The following is a 16,639-nucleotide window of genomic DNA, read 5'->3' on the forward strand; positions in this document are numbered from 1 at the left end:
TTTATCCAGCCTTGTTGACACGCATGTACCAGTCTACAAGCCGGCGCACCTGCCGTTCGGTATAGCCACGTTCGACCATCCGCTGGACAAACTCGCTGTGCTGCTTTTCCGTCGCGCTGTCCTTCTTTGATCCGAAGCTGATCACCGGCAGGAGGTCTTCCACCTGGCCAAACATGCGCTTTTCGATAACCCTACGCAGTTTTTCATAGCTCGTCCACGACGGATTGCGCCCGTCGTTCTTCGCCCTTGCCCGAAGCGTAAACTTGACGACTTCGTTGCGAAAGTCCTTCGGGTTGGCGATACCGGCGGGCTTTTCGACCTGCGAGAGTTCCGCATCGAGGATGCTGCGGTTGAAGATCTGCCCGGTATCCGGATCCTTGTAGTCCTGGTCCTCGATCCAGGCATCGGCATAGGCGATGTAGCGATCGAAGAGGTTCTGGCCGTACTCGCTATAGGATTCGAGATAGGCCTTCTGGATTTCATGGCCGATGAACTCCGCATAGCGCGGGGCAAGCTCGGACTTGATGAAATCGAGATAGCTGGCTTCGAGCTCCGGCAGGAACTGCTGGCGGCGGATCGCCTGCTCGAGGATATACATGAGATGCACGGGATCGGCGGCGATCTCGTTGGTATCGTAGTTGAAGGTCTCCGAGAGCACTTTGAAGGCGAAACGCGTGCTGACCCCGTTCATGCCTTCATCGACGCCGGCCGCATCGCGATATTCCTGCACGGACTTGGCCTTGGGATCCACGTCCTTCAGGTTCTCGCCGTCATAGACGCGCATCTTCGTATAGAGAGGCGAGTTCTCATGCTCGGCAAGTCGCGTGGAAACCGTAAAGCGGCTGAGGATCTCGAGCACTTCCGGCGCGCATGGGTTCTCCGAAAGCTCGCTTTCGCGCAGGAGCTTGTCGTAGATCCGCTTTTCCTCGGTCACGCGCACGCAGTAGGGAACTTTCACGACCAGCATGCGGTCGAGGAAGGCCTCATTGTTGCGGTTGTTCTTGAACTGCAGCCACTCGGACTCATTGGAGTGCGCAAGCACGATGCCCTGATAGGGGAAAGCGCCGAAGTTCTCGGTACCGTTGTAGTTGCCTTCCTGCGTTGCCGTCAGCAACGGATGCAGCACCTTGATCGGCGCCTTGAACATCTCGACGAATTCGAGAAGGCCCTGGGTCGTGCGGTTCAGGCCGCCGCTGTAGGAGTAGGCGTCAGGATCGGCCTGGTTGAAATTCTCCAGCTGGCGGATATCCACCTTGCCGACCAGCGACGAGACGTCCTGATTGTTTTCGTCGCCCGGCTCAGTCTTGGCGATGCCGATCTGGCGCAACCGCGACGGCATCAGCTTGACAACGCTGAACTTGGAGATGTCGCCGCCCAACTCGTCGAGCCGCTTGGCCGCCCACGGTGAGATGAGGCCGGTCAGCCGCCGGCGTGCGATGCCGTATTTCTCTTCGAGGAGATTGGCCATTCGCTCCGGATGGAAGAGACCGAGAGGGGATTCGAATATGGGGCTGACCTGGCCGCCGACCTTCAGCGTGTAGATAGGTCGCTGCTCCATCAGCTTCTTCAGCCGCTCGGCAAGCGACGACTTACCGCCACCGACCGGGCCTAGAAGGTAGAGGATCTGCTTGCGCTCCTCGAGCCCCTGCGCGGCGTGGCGGAAATAGCTGACGATCCGTTCGATCGTGTCTTCCATCCCGTAGAAATCGGCAAAAGCGGGATAGATCTTCACGGTCCTGTTCGCAAAGATCCGGCCGAGCCGCTCGTCCTTGCTGGTATCGATCAGTGTCGGCTCGCCGATGGCATCCATCATGCGCTCGGCCGCCGTGGCGTACATGAAACGGTTATCTCTGCATGCTAACAGGTATTGCTGGAGGCTCATCTCCTCCTGCTTTTCGTTCGTATAGATTTCTGCGAACAGATTGAATACGTCGGACTCACGCGGCTGCATAGCGTTCTCCCGTGGTGCGATATTCGGACGGATACCGGCTCTCTGGCACGCTCACCGGCAACCGTACGCGAAACGATCGGAGCCTGATCGTGTCGACACTTCCGGACCTGACTGCCGGGACGGAAGCGCTTTCTGGCGAATCAAGGCCCTCAAGCGTCGCTGGACTCATCGTAGCACACCTTATCATTGCCGACTTCCCTTCTCTTTATAATATAGGTACTAACGCCGCATTGGGTATGGGTTTCGATGAAGAGTAAATCCTCGCTCCTATCTTTGTGATCGATTTCGACACCAACAGCCTATTCTGCCAAAACTACGGCAGAAGTCACGTTACGTAATGTCAATAGATTGATTTTGTCCCAGCTAATTCATGCGCGGATTGGTGGAGCTTCGCCGGGCTCTGCGCCTTTTGGTGGACGTCGGTTGCCGAACGGGGAAGTTGGGCAATGCCTTAGCCGGATAGCGGGATCGCCGACCGGCTAATCGGCTGCGGGAACGAAAGCGGCGGGCGAGGGCGCCGAACCTGGAAGATCGAGAATAGTTTCCGAGGGAACGCGAGTTGAAGGGCGGGCAGAGCCGGGTCAGCGCGGCCAAATGCCGGCGGCGCTAGTCAATCTCGAAAAGTGGCCATAGCCCTGCCATGCCGCGGCACAGCGTCACGGAGACCTCGGTCAATGTACTGCCGGCTTTTCGTCGTCGAGGAAGGAATGAATGCCGTCGCGTTCGATGGTTGCCAAAAATTCTTCCCAAGCGTCCTTGTCCGTGGCGAAAGGCTCTTCCCAGGATGTCACAATCTCGGCCTGGCTGATGACCTCCATCTGCCAGTCGTCCTGGCTGCCCGCAGGTCTGAAAATATCGACGAGAACCGTCACGCCGTCGTTCTCGAATTCGCCCGAAAATTCCGAGTGCTCAAGCTTTGGCTTCTTTGTGCTCTTGACCATCATCCACCCGCTCCCCCAGGCGCGTCATTTTCGTAGACGTCCTTGTACTGGATAACCTCATCTTCGTTGACGTCGATCGACGATCCGGAAGGACGTGTCAATCGAACGCCAGGACCGCCTGATCCGGAATAGTCACCGTCCAGGAAAATAATCCCGGCAGATTCAAGGGCCGCAACTACGGCCCGCACGTTGTTCGTCGAACCGGCTGCCGCTGTTTTTGTTCCTTCCATGCGCTTGACTGTGGGAACCGAGATATTCGCCCTCTCCGCCAGGTCCCTTTGAGTGAGATCTGCCAGCGCGCGAGCCGCAGCGATCTGATGTCCGGTAACGGATTGATCTGAAGGCATATTCCTGATCTCAACAGATTCGCCCATACGCATGTGATCCATTCGTATCACATCGATACCTTCGAAGCTACAAGGCCAGGATCCAGTTGCAAAGCTTTGGGGCGGTTTCCTTCATTGCAGCCAGCACCACATATCGTGGCCTCGGCGGCGCCTGAAGGATCAACGCATGGCGTATCGAAAGGCGTGCCGCTCACGCCACTGCATTGCCTGGCAGTAAGGGCGCTTCAACCTATTGAACTGCGGAGAACGGGTGCTGGCGGCGGGTTAGATTTGTGATCGGATTGAAGGAAGGCTCCACCCGTAGCAGCGGCCGCGACAAGAGCAATCGAGACCGTCGACGCGACAAGACCCCTGAACTGGCTCTTTGATTTTCGTCGTAACCAGAAAAATATGACCCCAACGATGAATCCATGAACCCAAAGAATGAACGCCTCCCCGAGAGAACAGGCGAGTAAAGCTATAAGCGATCCGTTCGCAGCGGTCATGACTGTGGGCAGGTTGTTCGCCGCCAGCACGACATTCATCGCAATATCCGCGAGATAGGCGACCAGAAAAGAAATGAATGCAAGTCTCGCCACTTTACCCTCGCTCCTGCCGACGCGATCGCAAAATAAACGATCGCCGATAAGCAAGTGTAAAGCAGCTTTATAAAATGCAACCTGTGCGATTGATGTGTTCAACCATTTCAAATTGCCCTTTGCGCGTCTCCGCCGCCGCATCGGGCGATCGGCGGTCGCTCCCTTCGGGTTGAGCGGCAGCTTTCGAGGCCCCGCAGCCGTGGGCAGTGTCCGCGATCCCGAAGTCGCATTACCCTGATATTCCACAGACTGTTGCCGCCATCAAAGGTGGCAGTCGTGCAGTTCTTTGCAACGATGAATATTGCTCAGAATTCAGAGTCTCTATATCGTGATCGACAAGCTGCGCGTTGCACGCCGCACATGGCGTTTCGACTACTGGCGACAGATAATCCTACCGACGCTTAGAGCGGCATTGCCGCTCCCTGTCGCTTTCGTATTACTGCCCGCTGGTCAGCGGCTTCAGCTATGGCAACTGTGCGGCATGGGCCAACTATATGCGCCTGACGTAAGTGGTATCCATCGCTAGCCATGCCAAGACAAGACGTTGCGGCCGGGTTTATCGCGAATAATCGATTTTATGGTGAGAGCGTCGGGGTTCGAACCCGAGACCTACTGATTAAAAGTCAGTTGCTCTACCGGCTGAGCTACGCTCTCCCCGTCCGCGGGTGATGCGCACCCCGGCTGGAAGTGCGCGGAACATATGCAGGCGACCCGGGGCGGTCAACCCACAAAATAACCGAATTCCATTCACTTACAACTTTTCTTGATCGGACGCGAAAAGGTGATTGGCATGGAGACCTTGATGCCAGTAGGACGGCTTCGAGAACATATAACCGGAGAGCCTTGTGTCGATTGCCGATATCTCGCTGTGGAGCGCGTTGCTCGCGGGGGCGTTGTCGTTCCTGTCGCCCTGCGTACTGCCGCTCGTGCCTCCCTATCTCTGTTACATGGCCGGAATTTCCGTCGAGCAGTTTCGTGGGGAGACCGCGGTTGCGGTCGCACCCGACGTCCGCAAGGGCGTGCTGCTTTCGGCGCTCTTCTTCACCCTCGGTTTCGCGACGATCTTCGTTGCGCTTGGTGCGGGCGCCTCGAGCGTCGGCATGCTTCTGCGCCAGCATCTTGATGTCCTTGCCAAGGTCGGCGGCCTCATCATCATCGTCATGGGCCTGAATTTTCTCGGGATCCTGCGCTTTGGCCTGCTGTTCCGCGAGGCGCGCTTCCAGGGCGGCGGCAGGCCCGCCACCGTGACCGGCGCGTATATCATGGGCCTTGCCTTCGCTTTCGGCTGGACACCCTGCATCGGGCCCGTGCTCGGCGCCATCCTCGGCGTCGCTGCCTCGAGGGAGACCGTGGGCTCTGGGGCAGGTCTGCTTGCGGTCTATTCGCTCGGGCTTGCCGTGCCCTTCTGGATCGCAGCCGGATTTTCCGGCGCATTCATGAATTTCGTCGCGCGCTTCCGTCGGCATCTCGGCCTGGTCGAGAAGGTGATGGGCGCGCTGCTTGTCCTGACAGGTCTTGCTTTCATGATGGGCTTCATCAGCGACACGGCGATCTGGTTCCAGCAGACCTTTCCAATCCTGATGCAAATCGGCTAAGGCGGAACGTCTCGCCCGATCCGCCGTCTCCGCCCAACTGGACAAGCGCCATGTCCGACATCATTGGTCTGCTGCTGCCGTTCTTCGGCCTCATCCTCATCGGCGATACGGCGGGCCGGGTAAGGCAGGCAGCCGGTCGGGGCGCTCGGCTGGCTCAACATCTTCATCATCTATGCGGCGCTTCCGGCTCTCTTCTTCAAGCTGGTCTCGCAGACGCCAATCGAGCAGCTGACGCGGATCGACTTCATCGCAATCGATGTCGCCGCGACCTATTCGATCTTTATCCTGCTTTTCGCCGTCGGCTGGCTGTTGCGCCGCAATTCGCTTGCCGACTGCACCATTCAGTCCTTCGCAGGCGCCTATGGCAATATCGGCTACATGGGTCCCGGCCTTGCGCTGCTTGCGCTCGGGGAGAGGGCTGCTGCTCCGGTTGCGTTGATCGTCTGCTTCGAGAACGCGCTGCATTTCATCGTGGCGCCAGCATTGATGGCGGTCGCCGGCGATGAAAAGCGTAGTGTCGGCCGTCTCGCGGGTGACATCATCCGGAGGGTGGTGTTCCATCCCTTCATCATATCGACGGCGCTTGGGTTTGCCGTGGCGGCGATGCAGATCGACCAGCCGGTTGCGTTCCAGCGCTTCATCGATTATCTGGCGCAGGCCGCGGCACCCTGCGCGCTATTTGCCATGGGCGTGACCCTGGCGCTCAGGCCGCTCAAGCGCATTCCGGCCGAGATCGGCTACATCGTGCCCGTAAAATTGATCCTGCACCCACTCGTCGTCTTTGTCGCGCTGACGACCTTTGGGAGCTTCGATCCGATCTGGATCGAGGCCGCAGTCCTGCTTGCGGCGCTGCCGACGGCGACGAACGTCTTCGTCATCGCGCAGCAATATCACGTGTGGCAGGAGCGGGCTTCGGCCACTATCCTGATCACGACGCTTTTCTCTATTCTCAGCGTTTCAGTCGTTCTCGTGCTGATCCGCGCCGGCTATCTAGCGTCGTAGCGCTTCCTTGAGGACGGACGGCATCGCCCGGAAGCCGCGACCGGGCTCTATGCCCTCGCGCATCGCGACGTTCCGCAGCGGCGGAATGGCGGAAAGCAGGTGCAGGCCGACGGCTCGCAGCATCTGGACGGGCAGGAAATCGGAAAGCAGCGAGCGGTTGAGCAGGTCGACGCTCGCCGTGCGGGTATAGATGTCGGCACGGCGCTTGCGGTCGTATGCATCGCCGGCATCGGCGCCGATCGGACTATCAGGACGCGCGCAGAGGACATCCGTGAGGGCCATGATGTCGCGAAGACCGAGGTTCAGGCCTTGCGCGCCGATGGGCGGAAAGACGTGCGCTGCCTCGCCGATGAGAGCGAGACGCCCCTTGCCGAAGCGGTGTGCCATCATGCCGGACAGTGGCCAGACCTGCACGCCCTCCTCGACGGCGACCTTGCCGAGCATCGACTGCATGCGTTCCTCTACGAGGCGGCTGAGATCGGCAAGCGACCTTTCGGCATTCGCGGCTGCTTCCGTCGGCTTCTGCACCCAGACGAGGCTGGAGCGATTGCCGGGCAGGGGAACCTGCGTGAAAGGGCCACTCCCGGTGTGGAATTCCGTCGACGTGCCGCGATGAGGCAGGGAATGGGTAAAGTTCAGGACCATGGCCGACTGCGGGTAGGACCAGGTCTTGGCGCCTATGCCGGCGCTTTCGCGTATCCGGGATTTGCGGCCGTCAGCACCCACCACGAAGGAGGCAGTGACGTCGTTGCCATCGCCTAACGACACCGTTGCGCCGTCCGTGTCGGTTTCGATGTTGTTGGCGGCGGCGGCAAGGACCGTGATGTTACCTTCGGCCTCTACTGCGGCGAGAAGGACGCGGATGAGTTCCGCATTTGGAATGTTGTAACCGAACGCATCCAGGCCGACATCGGCAGAGCGGAAGGTGACGGGCGGGGCCCTGAGCAACCGGTTAGTCCCGTCGATGATCTGCATGACGGCGAGGGGCGCTGCGGACGGGGCGATCTTTTCCCAAAGCGCGAGGCGCTCCAGGAAACGAATCGACTGGTCCATCAATGCGGTCGTCCTGTTGTCCGCATTCGCCGCGGCGGGAGAAACAAGCGCTACGGACCGACCACCGCGCGCCAGCGCCAGTGCCGCCACCATGCCCGCAAGGCCTCCACCCACAACTGCGACGTCGAACTTCTTCATTTCTGCTGTCTCGCTATTCGATTTGTCGAATCTAGCCACTTCGCCTGTTGAAATCCATGGCATCAATCACTCTCTAGGATGAAAATGACAATGACCATGGCTAGTCTGCCGGGTTCACGGGGTGCATTCATGCTGGCAACCGCTTGCAAAGGATGCATATTGGCGTCATCGGGACCAGTCCGAGCACGGGTGCGGGGAGCATGAAGATCTTCAATTACAAACGGGTTCCGTACGCGGAAATGCGCGCGTTCTCGGTGCATATACTGACCGCATCCGGATCCTTCCTCGCCTTCCTCGGTGTCGTCGCCGCCGCCGAGCATCGCTTTGTCGATATGTTCTGGTGGCTGGGGCTGGCACTCCTCGTCGATGGCATAGACGGGCCTATCGCCCGCCAGGTGCAGGTCAAGGAAGTGCTGCCGAACTGGTCCGGCGACACCTTGGACAATATCATCGACTACGTAACATACGTCCTGCTGCCTGCCTTTGCGCTTTATCAAAGCGGGATGATCGGCGAGCCCTGGTCCTTCGCCGCGGCCGGCATGATCGTCGTGTCGAGCGCCATCTACTACGCAGACATGGGCATGAAGACGGAGGAATATTTCTTCTCCGGATTCCCGGTCGTCTGGAACATGATTGTCTTCACGCTCTTCGTGATCGATGCGAGCGCGACCACCGCCATGATCGTGGTGGGCGTCTCAGTCGTGTTGACCTTCCTGCCGATCAACTTCCTCCATCCGGTGCGTGTCAAGCGATTGAGAAGCCTCAATCTTCTCGTGTTCCTGGCTTGGTCGGCACTCGGAATGTACGCACTTCTGATGCATTTCAGCACGCCGCACTGGGCACAGATCGTCTTCGCGGTCTGCGGTCTCTATCTATATTGCATCGGCGCCGTGCTTCAGCTTTTCCCGGCGCTCGGACGGAAGGAATAGGAGACGATCATGACGACGACAAAGGCGATGGTCTTTCACGAAATCGGTGGACCGGAGGTCTTGAAGTTCGAAGACGTGGAACTTGCGCCGCCTGGCCCTGGCGAAGTCCAGATCCGGCATGCCGCCGTCGGCCTCAATTTTCTCGACGTCTACTATCGCACAGGTGCCTACAAGGCACCGCATCTGCCCTTCATTACCGGCAGGGAGGCAGCAGGAACGGTGACTGCGGTCGGTTCGGCCGTGACGGATTTTGCGATCGGCGACCGAGTGGCCTATGCGAACTCGGATGGCGCTTACAGCGCCGAGCGGAACATCGATCCGAGCGTGCTGGTAAAGGTTCCTGACGAGATATCGCTCGAGACGGCCGCTGCCATGATGCTGAAGGGAATGACTGCGCAATATCTCCTCAACCAGACTTTCAAGGTCGGGCCGCAAACCGTTCTGTTATTTCATGCGGCGGCAGGTGGCGTCGGGCTGATCGCGGGGCAATGGGCCAAGGCGCTGGGCGCAACCGTGATCGGGACCGCCGGGTCCGACGAGAAGGTTAGGCTCGCCCTGCAGCACGGCTACGACCACGTTATCAACTACAGCACCGAGAATTTCCTGGAGGGTGTGCGCGAGATCACTGGCGGGCGCGGTGTCGACGTCGTCTATGACTCCATCGGGCGCGACACCTTTCCGCAGTCGCTCGACTGTCTGAAGCCGCGCGGCATGTTCGTTGCATTTGGACAATCGTCCGGGGCAATCGAGAATTTCAGCCTGGGAATGCTTGCCCAGCGCGGTTCACTCTTCGCAACGAGACCGTCGCTTTTCACCTATATCGCCACGCCGCCGGAACTGCGCGCTTGTGCAAATGCGCTATTTGATGTTGTACGAAGCAACAAAGTGCGTATCAATATCAACCAGACCTATCCGTTGCGTGAGGCAGGCCGCGCGCACACGGATCTGGAGACAAGAAAAACAACAGGAACTACACTGCTGATCCCGTAACAGATCCGGAACGGACAGGACGGCGGGCAGAAACGAGGGGAACGTGTCGTCATCGGATGTGCCGGAAACCGGCGCGTTATTGTCGGTCCGAAAGCTGACGAAGCTCTTCGGCAGCTTTGCTGCTTGCCGGGACATCGATCTCGACGTGAAGCCGGGAGAGATACACGCCCTGCTGGGCGAAAACGGCGCCGGAAAATCCACTCTGGTCAAAATGCTGTTCGGCGTCCTCGAACCTTCCGACGGCGATATCCTATGGCAGGGCAATCCGGTCTCGATCGGCTCGCCGGGAGAGGCCCGCAAGCTCGGCATCGGCATGGTCTTCCAGCATTTTTCGCTGTTCGAGGCATTGACGGTCGCCGAAAACATCGCGCTTTCCCTCGACGACAGCATTCCAATCGGCAGGATTGCGGAGGAGGCAGCGTCCCTGTCGCGTGCCTATGGCCTGCCGCTTGATCCGAACGCGCACGTGGCCGACCTTTCCGTCGGCGAGCGCCAGCGCATCGAGATCGTGCGCGCACTCCTCCAGAATCCGAAGCTCATCATCCTCGACGAGCCGACTTCCGTCCTGACGCCGCAGGAAGCCGACCGCCTGTTCGAGACGCTGTTCAAGCTCCGCAGCGAGGGGCGATCTGTCCTCTATATCAGCCACCGCCTCGAAGAGGTGCAGCGCATCTGTCAGCGTGCGACGGTGCTGCGCCACGGCAAGGTGACGGGTTCGTGCGATCCGCGCCGCGAGACGGCCGCCTCGCTGGCGCGCATGATGGTCGGAAGCGACGTAGCGACCGTCACGCATATCGGTCGCGGCGAGCCGGGAGGCGTACAATTCGAGGTGTCGGATCTGTCGGTCCCGCCGCGCACGCCCTTTGCCATGTCGCTCAAGAATGTTTCGCTGACGGTCCGTGCCGGACAGGTGCTGGCGATCGCTGGTGTCGCCGGCAACGGCCAGAGCGAACTCTTCGATGCGGTGTCGGGCGAATATCCGGTCGCGGCCGATGAAACGATCAAGATCCGCGGGCGTTCCGTGGGGCGCAAGGGCATCTCCGCGCGCCGGCTGCTGGGCGCCGGGTTCGTCCCGGAAGAACGCCATGGCCATGCGGCCGTGAGCGCGATGAAGCTCTCCGACAACCTCGTTCTGGCGCGCAGCCAATCGGACCGGAAGGCGTTTCTCGGCGGCGGTTTCTTCAATGTCATCCGCAAGGGCGCGGTGATGCAGGCTGCGAGGCGCATCTGCGAGGCAATGGACGTGCGCAAGAGCGGAGACGATCCTGCGGCTGGATCGCTCTCGGGCGGTAACCTCCAGAAGTTCATCGTCGGGCGCGAGCTCGATCGCCAGCCGGAGATTCTCGTCGTCAACCAGCCGACCTGGGGCGTCGATGCAGGGGCCGCAAGCCGCATCCGCCAGGCGCTTGTCGATCTTGCACGAAGCGGTTCGGCAGTTCTCGTCATCAGCCAGGATCTCGACGAGATCTTTGAAGTCGCAACCGACATAGCAGTGATCTCCGAGGGACGCCTGTCTTCCGCATTTCCGGCTGGCGAGCTGACACGCGAGAAGATCGGTCTGCTGATGGGCGGTCTGCACGAGACGAAGGCCCAGGCAGGAGCAGCTTATGCGCATTGAACTCGAAAGGCGGCCGCAGGTCTCTCGGCTCTTCGCCTTCGTGTCACCGCTTCTCGCCCTGGTGCTCACCCTTGTTCTTGGCGGCGTGATGTTTACGCTTCTGGGCAAGGACCCGTCGTCGGCACTCTACAGCTTCTTCATCGAGCCGCTCCTGGAGGTCTGGTCGCTGCACGAGCTGGCGATCAAGGCCGCACCGCTCATCCTCATCGCCGTCGGACTTTCCGTCTGCTATCGCTCCAACAACTGGAATATCGGCGCCGAGGGCCAGTTCACCATGGGAGCGATCGCCGGTTCGATCCTGCCGGTCGTGTTCTACGAATGGCATTCGCCGCTCGTATTGCCGCTGATGCTGATCATGGGAGCAATCGGCGGTGCTCTGTTTGCTGCCATACCGGCGCTGCTCAAGGCCCATTTCAACACCAACGAGATCCTGACCAGCCTGATGCTCGTCTACATCGCACAGCTCTTCCTCGACTGGCTGGTGCGCGGCTCGTGGCGCAACCCAGAGGGTTTCAATTTTCCGGAGACCCGCAGTTTCGCGCCTGAGGCGGTGCTGCCGGCCATCGCGGAGGCCTCCGGTCGGGCGCACTGGGCCATCATCTTCGCCATCGTTGCTGCAGTCCTGGTCTGGTTCATGATGCGCTACACGCTGCGGGGGTTCGAGATCGTCGTTCTCGGCCAGTCTGAGCGGGCAGGGCGCTTCGGCGGCTTCTCGTCGCGCAAGATGGTGTGGTTTGCGTTCCTCTTCTCCGGCGCCCTTGCCGGGCTTGCCGGTATTTCCGAAGTGTCGGGCTCGATCGGACACCTGCAGCCGGCCATTTCTCCCGGTTACGGGTTCACGGCCATCATCGTCGCATTCCTCGGACGGCTCAATCCGCTCGGCATCATCGCCTCGGGTTTCGTGCTGGCACTCACCTATCTCGGAGGCGAGGCGGCGCAGCTTTCGATCGGCGTTTCCGACAAGGTGACAAGGGTCTTCCAGGGGCTGCTGCTGTTCTTCGTGCTTTCCTGCGATACGCTGATCTACTACCGCATCCGCGTGGTTTGGACGCGCGCCAAGCATCTGGTGGAAAGGGCGGCGCAATGATCTTCGAGGCCATTCTGCTGACGATCATTACTGCTGCGACGCCACTCGTCATAGCCGCGGTCGGCGAGCTGGTGACGGAGCGCTCGGGCGTCCTGAACCTTGGCGTCGAGGGTATGATGATCATGGGCGCCGTGGGGGCCTTCGCCGCCGCACAGGCGACAGGATCTCCTTATATCGGGCTGCTTGCCGGAATCTTCGTCGGCGCGCTGTTCTCGCTTCTGTTCGGCTTCCTGACGTTGACGCTCGTCGCCAACCAGGTGGCCACCGGTCTTGCGCTCACCATTCTCGGTCTCGGCGCATCGGGGATGCTGGGCGAGAGCCATGTCGGCGCGCCGGGCATCAAGCTTCCGGCGATCGTCTTTCCGTTTCTCTCGGAGATTCCTTTCCTGGGACCGGTTCTTTTCCGCCAGGACCTCGTCTTCTACCTGTCGATCGCGCTCATCGTTGGCGTGAACTGGTTTCTTTTCCGCAGCCGCTCCGGCCTGAAGTTACGCGCGATCGGCGACAGCCATGATTCCGCGCACGCGCTCGGCGTCGAGGTTATTCGCACGCGCTATCTCGCCGTCATGTTCGGTGGTGCCTGCGCCGGTCTTGCGGGAGCGCAGCTGTCGCTCGTCTACACGCCGCAATGGGTGGAGAACATGTCGGCGGGCCGCGGCTGGATTGCGCTTGCGCTCGTCGTCTTTGCTTCATGGCGGCCATGGCGGGTGCTCGCCGGCGGCTATCTTTTCGGAGCGGTCACCATCGGGCAGTTGCACGCCCAGGCCTTTGGCATCGGCATTCCCTCGCAGTTCCTCTCGATGCTTCCCTATGCGGCGACTATTGTCGTTCTCATCATCATTTCTCATAATCGGCGCACGACGTTGATCAATACGCCGGCGTCGCTCGGCAAGGCTTTCGTGCCGGACCGGTGACACAATAACAAAACGACGGGTTCACGAAGACTTTCCAACCAACAGGGGCTAAAATGAAAAAACTTGCACTCGCACTTGCCGCCACCGCCGCCATGATCCTGAGCGTCGGTTCGGCAGCTGAGGCTCAGGACAAGACAAAGGTCTGCTTCATCTACGTCGGATCGCGCACGGACGGCGGCTGGACCCAGGCTCACGAAAACGGACGCCAGCAAATCGAAAAGGAATTCGGCGACAAGATCGAGGCGCCGTTCCTCGAAAACGTTCCGGAAGGCCCTGATGCGGAGCGCGCGATCGAGCGCATGGCTCGTTCGGGCTGCTCGCTGATCTTCACGACGTCATTCGGTTTCATGGATGCCACGATGAAGGTCGCGCAGAAGTTCCCGAACGTGAAGTTCGAGCATGCGACCGGTTTCAAGGCCGCCCCGAACGTCGCGACCTACAATTCGCGCTTCTATGAAGGTCGCTATATCTCCGGCCAGATCGCGGCGAAGATGTCGAAGACGGGTACGGCAGGCTATCTCGCCTCCTTCCCGATCCCGGAAGTGGTCATGGGCATCAACGCCTTCGAACAGGGCGCGCGCTCGGTCAACCCTGACTTCAAGCTCAAGGTCATCTGGGTCAACACCTGGTTCGACCCAGGCAAGGAAGCTGATGCCGCCAAGGCGATGATCGACCAGGGCGTCGACATTCTGACGCAGCACACCGACACGACGGCGCCGATGCAGGTTGCGGCAGAACGCGGAATCAAGGCTTTCGGCCAGGCATCGGACATGATCAAGGCCGGCCCGAACACGCAGCTGACGGCGATCGTCGACACCTGGGGCAACTACTACGTCAAGCGCGTCAAGGCTTTGCTTGACGGTACCTGGAAGTCGGAGCAGAGCTGGGATGGCCTGAAGGATGGTATCCTGACCATGGCGCCCTATACGAACATGCCAGACGACGTGAAGAAGATGGCCGAAGACACCGAGGCCAAGATCAAGTCGGGTGAGGTGCACCCGTTCACCGGTCCGATCAACAAGCAGGACGGCACGCCCTGGCTCAAGGCCGGCGAAAAGGCTGACGACGCGACGCTTCTCGGCATGAACTTCTACATCGAAGGCGTTGACGACACGCTGCCGAAGTGAGCTGAACCGTATTAGAATATGGGAGGGCGCCCCCTGCGGCGCCCTTCTTGCTGCATCGGAAGATGCCGCCTGCGATCCAGGCAAGGAGGAGATTCGGATTGCCTAGTGGAATGCTGGACGCGCCCGTGGGCGCCGGAAAACTGCGGACGAGCCATGCCCAGGTCGTGCACGAACTCGGCAAGGCCATTGTCGCGGGCGCTTTTCCGGTCGGCAGCATCCTTCCGGGAGATGCCGAACTCGCGCAGCGCTTCAAGGTTTCGCGGACAGTCCTGCGCGAGGCGATGAAGACGCTCGCCGCCAAGGGGCTGATCGTCCCGAGGGCGCGTGTGGGCACCCGGGTGACCGACAAGGATCTCTGGAACATGTTCGACCGGGAGATCATCACGTGGCATTTCGAATGCGGGCCTACTGAAGAGTTTCTCCTTCATCTCTACGACATCCGCCTGGCGTTCGAGCCCTTCGCAGCTGCGCTTGTCGCAGAGCGCGCCGCATCACGCGACATCGAGCTGCTGCGGCGGCTCGCCAGCGAGATGGGCGATCCGGACCACAGCGTCGAAAGTCTCGCCCGCGCCGATCTGCGTTTCCACCTTGCAGTGGCAGAGGTGTCGCACAATCCCTTCATGCGCACGCTAAGCAGCTTGATAGAGGCTGCCCTTGTCGGCATGTTCCGGATGAGCACGCCGACAGCCAAAAGCGAGTTCGGGGATATTTCCGAGACCCATATGCGTATCGTCGACGCGATGGGCGCCGGTGATGCCGATGCCGCCCGCCGGGCGATGGAATTCGTGATCCTGGATGGCCGCAGGCATGTCCACCGGGCCTTTTTGGCGATGGCCGACGCCGGATAGCTCACCTTATTTTGGACTTGGTTCCGATATCGTCTTGCTGTTATTGAGGCTGCAAGCGGCTAGGGCCACGCAACAATTCTTATCTCGGAGCACACAATGGAACGCACCTGCCTTGCTGTCGTTCTCGCGGCTGGTGACAGCACCCGCATGAAGTCCAACGTCTCGAAGGTGCTTCATCGCGTTGCAAACCGTCCCATGATCGCGCATGTAATGCAGGCCGTCGCAAGCGCCGGCGTTTCTGCTGCAGCGCTGGTCGTCGGCCGGGACGCGGAAGAGGTTGCTGCAGCCGCGCGCGTCCCCGGCATCGAGGTCGAAGCCTTCATCCAGAAGGAGCGCCTCGGCACCGGCCACGCGGTGCTTGCCGCGCAGGAGGCGATAGCGCGCGGTTATGACGACGTCCTTGTGGCCTATGGCGACGTACCCCTCATCACCGAGGCGCCTTTGCGGGCAGCGCGGCAGGGACTGGCCGAGGGCAGCGACGTCGTGGTCATCGGCTTCCATACCGACCGGCCGACCGGCTATGGCCGCCTCCTCGTCAAGAACGGCGAGCTTGTCGCGATCCGCGAGGAGAAGGATGCCTCCGACGCAGAGAAGGCCGTCACCTGGTGCAACAGCGGGCTCATGGCAATCAACGGCCGCAAGGCGTTGGATTTCCTTCGGCGGATCGGGAATGGCAATGCCAAGGGTGAGTATTATCTGACCGATGTCGTCGAGATCGCCCGGTCGCTTGGCGGCAGGGTCACGGCGGTCGACGCGCCGGAGGCGGAACTGACCGGCTGCAACAACCGCGCAGAACTCGCCGTCATCGAACGCATGTGGCAGGAGCGGCGGCGCAACGAACTGATGCTCTCCGGCGTCACGATGATCGCGCCCGAGACAGTGTTCCTTTCCTACGATACCGTGATTGATCAGGATGTGGTGATCGAGCCTAATGTCGTCATCGGCCCGGGTGTGACGATCGAGAGCGGCGCCACCATCCACTCCTTCTCGCATTTCGAGGGCGCCCGCATCGGACCGCACGCCGAAGTCGGGCCGTTTGCCCGCCTGCGGCCCGGCGCAAATCTTGGTTCGAAGTCGAAGGTCGGCAACTTCTGCGAGGTCAAGAAGGCGGAGATCGGCGAGGGCGCCAAGGTCAACCACCTGACCTATATCGGTGACGCCTTCGTCGGCGCGCGCAGCAATATCGGCGCAGGCACGATCACCGGCAACTATGACGGCGTCAACAAACACGAAACCCACATTGGCGAGCGGGCCTTCATCGGTTCGAACACCGTGCTCGTGGCGCCTGTCAGCATCGGAAATGATGCCTTCATCGCGTCGGGCAGCGTAATCACATCAGACGTTCCCGACGATGCGCTGGCTCTCGGCCGCGCGCGCCAGGAGGTGAAGCCCGGACGCGCAAAGCTCATTCGCGAACGTAGCCTTGCGATTAAGGCGGCGAAGAAGTCCTAAGCCTAAAGGTTGAGGTTGCATTACCGCAGGAAACCGAAAGTGACCGTCGCTGCAATTGCGAAAGCTGAT

The 16,639-nt window shown here is 60.4% G+C and carries 14 protein-coding genes, 1 tRNA gene and 1 pseudogene; 10 read left to right on the forward strand and 6 right to left on the reverse strand.

Annotation, left to right across the window (positions count from 1 at the left end; all coding sequences use genetic code 11):
• Nucleotide 1 precedes the first annotated feature (1 nt).
• The 5 genes from EV286_RS08385 to EV286_RS08405 all read right to left on the reverse strand — a co-directional run bounded on the left by EV286_RS08385 (nt 2) and on the right by EV286_RS08405 (nt 4,471).
• Complete coding sequence (locus EV286_RS08385; RefSeq protein ID WP_132956575.1) at nt 2–1,951, reverse strand: PrkA family serine protein kinase; 1,950 nt, start codon at nt 1,949–1,951, stop codon at nt 2–4.
• Between the two features lie 671 nt (nt 1,952–2,622).
• Entirely contained in the window at nt 2,623–2,895 is a 273-nt protein-coding gene (locus tag EV286_RS08390) for a hypothetical protein (RefSeq protein WP_207909769.1), read from the reverse strand.
• Nucleotides 2,892–3,266: a helix-turn-helix transcriptional regulator gene (locus EV286_RS08395; RefSeq protein ID WP_245500648.1), complete on the reverse strand. Its 375-nt coding sequence runs from the start codon at nt 3,264–3,266 to the stop codon at nt 2,892–2,894. The genes EV286_RS08390 and EV286_RS08395 overlap by 4 nt, the downstream gene beginning before the upstream one ends.
• 197 nt (nt 3,267–3,463) lie before the next feature.
• Nucleotides 3,464–4,063, reverse strand: coding sequence for a hypothetical protein (locus EV286_RS08400; RefSeq protein WP_132956576.1), 600 nt, complete (start codon nt 4,061–4,063; stop codon nt 3,464–3,466).
• Between the two features lie 332 nt (nt 4,064–4,395).
• Nucleotides 4,396–4,471, reverse strand: a tRNA-Lys gene (locus EV286_RS08405).
• A gap of 191 nt (nt 4,472–4,662) precedes the next feature.
• Between EV286_RS08405 and EV286_RS08410 the strand changes: the two genes are divergently transcribed.
• Together EV286_RS08410 and EV286_RS08415 are read left to right on the forward strand one after the other, a co-directional pair.
• Nucleotides 4,663–5,412 carry a cytochrome c biogenesis CcdA family protein gene (locus EV286_RS08410; protein ID WP_132956577.1) on the forward strand — a complete coding sequence of 250 codons (750 nt, stop codon included), beginning with the start codon at nt 4,663–4,665 and terminating at the stop codon, nt 5,410–5,412.
• A gap of 50 nt (nt 5,413–5,462) precedes the next feature.
• A pseudogene (locus EV286_RS08415) lies at nt 5,463–6,414 on the forward strand (AEC family transporter).
• Here the strand turns inward: EV286_RS08415 and EV286_RS08420 are convergent.
• Nucleotides 6,403–7,605, reverse strand: a complete 1,203-nt coding sequence (locus tag EV286_RS08420) for a UbiH/UbiF family hydroxylase (protein ID WP_132956578.1) — start codon at nt 7,603–7,605, stop codon at nt 6,403–6,405. The pseudogene EV286_RS08415 and the gene EV286_RS08420 sit on opposite strands and share 12 nt — an antisense overlap.
• A 200-nt stretch (nt 7,606–7,805) precedes the next feature.
• Here EV286_RS08420 and pcsA point away from each other — a divergent pair, with 200 nt between their 5' ends.
• From pcsA to glmU, 8 genes are all read left to right on the forward strand, one after another.
• Nucleotides 7,806–8,534 carry a phosphatidylcholine synthase gene (gene pcsA / locus EV286_RS08425; protein WP_132956579.1) on the forward strand — a complete coding sequence of 243 codons (729 nt, stop codon included), beginning with the start codon at nt 7,806–7,808 and terminating at the stop codon, nt 8,532–8,534.
• 9 nt (nt 8,535–8,543) lie between these two features.
• Complete coding sequence (locus EV286_RS08430; protein ID WP_132956580.1) at nt 8,544–9,524, forward strand: quinone oxidoreductase; 981 nt, start codon at nt 8,544–8,546, stop codon at nt 9,522–9,524.
• 43 nt (nt 9,525–9,567) lie between these two features.
• The gene (locus EV286_RS08435) at nt 9,568–11,142 is read left to right on the forward strand and encodes an ABC transporter ATP-binding protein (RefSeq protein ID WP_132956581.1); all 1,575 of its coding nucleotides are present in this window, start codon (nt 9,568–9,570) and stop codon (nt 11,140–11,142) included.
• The gene (locus tag EV286_RS08440) at nt 11,132–12,229 is read left to right on the forward strand and encodes an ABC transporter permease (protein ID WP_132956582.1); all 1,098 of its coding nucleotides are present in this window, start codon (nt 11,132–11,134) and stop codon (nt 12,227–12,229) included. Before EV286_RS08435 ends, EV286_RS08440 begins: the two co-directional genes overlap by 11 nt.
• Complete coding sequence (locus EV286_RS08445; RefSeq protein WP_132956583.1) at nt 12,226–13,143, forward strand: ABC transporter permease; 918 nt, start codon at nt 12,226–12,228, stop codon at nt 13,141–13,143. Before EV286_RS08440 ends, EV286_RS08445 begins: the two co-directional genes overlap by 4 nt.
• A gap of 53 nt (nt 13,144–13,196) precedes the next feature.
• Entirely contained in the window at nt 13,197–14,270 is a 1,074-nt protein-coding gene (locus EV286_RS08450) for a BMP family ABC transporter substrate-binding protein (protein WP_132956584.1), read from the forward strand.
• A gap of 110 nt (nt 14,271–14,380) precedes the next feature.
• Nucleotides 14,381–15,118, forward strand: a complete 738-nt coding sequence (locus EV286_RS08455; RefSeq protein WP_207909779.1) for a FadR/GntR family transcriptional regulator — start codon at nt 14,381–14,383, stop codon at nt 15,116–15,118.
• Nucleotides 15,119–15,214: 96 nt separating this feature from the next.
• A complete protein-coding gene (gene glmU / locus EV286_RS08460; protein WP_132956586.1) occupies nt 15,215–16,570 on the forward strand; it encodes a bifunctional UDP-N-acetylglucosamine diphosphorylase/glucosamine-1-phosphate N-acetyltransferase GlmU in 1,356 nt (451 codons plus the stop codon).
• Nucleotides 16,571–16,639: the final 69 nt, after the last annotated feature.

The organism is Rhizobium sp. BK251 (assembly GCF_004345245.1).
Taxonomy (GTDB): domain Bacteria; phylum Pseudomonadota; class Alphaproteobacteria; order Rhizobiales; family Rhizobiaceae; genus Rhizobium.

Excerpts from the sequence above, each read along its gene's own strand:
- EV286_RS08430 (WP_132956580.1), top strand. The coding sequence starts at position 8,544 with ATGACGACGACAAAGGCGATGGTCTTTCACGAAATCGGTGGACCGGAG.
- EV286_RS08395 (WP_245500648.1), bottom strand. The coding sequence starts at position 3,266 with ATGGGCGAATCTGTTGAGATCAGGAATATGCCTTCAGATCAATCCGTT.
- EV286_RS08455 (WP_207909779.1), top strand. The coding sequence starts at position 14,381 with ATGCTGGACGCGCCCGTGGGCGCCGGAAAACTGCGGACGAGCCATGCC.
- EV286_RS08390 (WP_207909769.1), bottom strand. The coding sequence starts at position 2,895 with ATGATGGTCAAGAGCACAAAGAAGCCAAAGCTTGAGCACTCGGAATTT.
- EV286_RS08420 (WP_132956578.1), bottom strand. The coding sequence starts at position 7,605 with ATGAAGAAGTTCGACGTCGCAGTTGTGGGTGGAGGCCTTGCGGGCATG.
- pcsA (WP_132956579.1), top strand. The coding sequence starts at position 7,806 with ATGAAGATCTTCAATTACAAACGGGTTCCGTACGCGGAAATGCGCGCG.
- EV286_RS08385 (WP_132956575.1), bottom strand. The coding sequence starts at position 1,951 with ATGCAGCCGCGTGAGTCCGACGTATTCAATCTGTTCGCAGAAATCTAT.
- glmU (WP_132956586.1), top strand. The coding sequence starts at position 15,215 with ATGGAACGCACCTGCCTTGCTGTCGTTCTCGCGGCTGGTGACAGCACC.
- EV286_RS08440 (WP_132956582.1), top strand. The coding sequence starts at position 11,132 with ATGCGCATTGAACTCGAAAGGCGGCCGCAGGTCTCTCGGCTCTTCGCC.
- EV286_RS08450 (WP_132956584.1), top strand. The coding sequence starts at position 13,197 with ATGAAAAAACTTGCACTCGCACTTGCCGCCACCGCCGCCATGATCCTG.
- EV286_RS08445 (WP_132956583.1), top strand. The coding sequence starts at position 12,226 with ATGATCTTCGAGGCCATTCTGCTGACGATCATTACTGCTGCGACGCCA.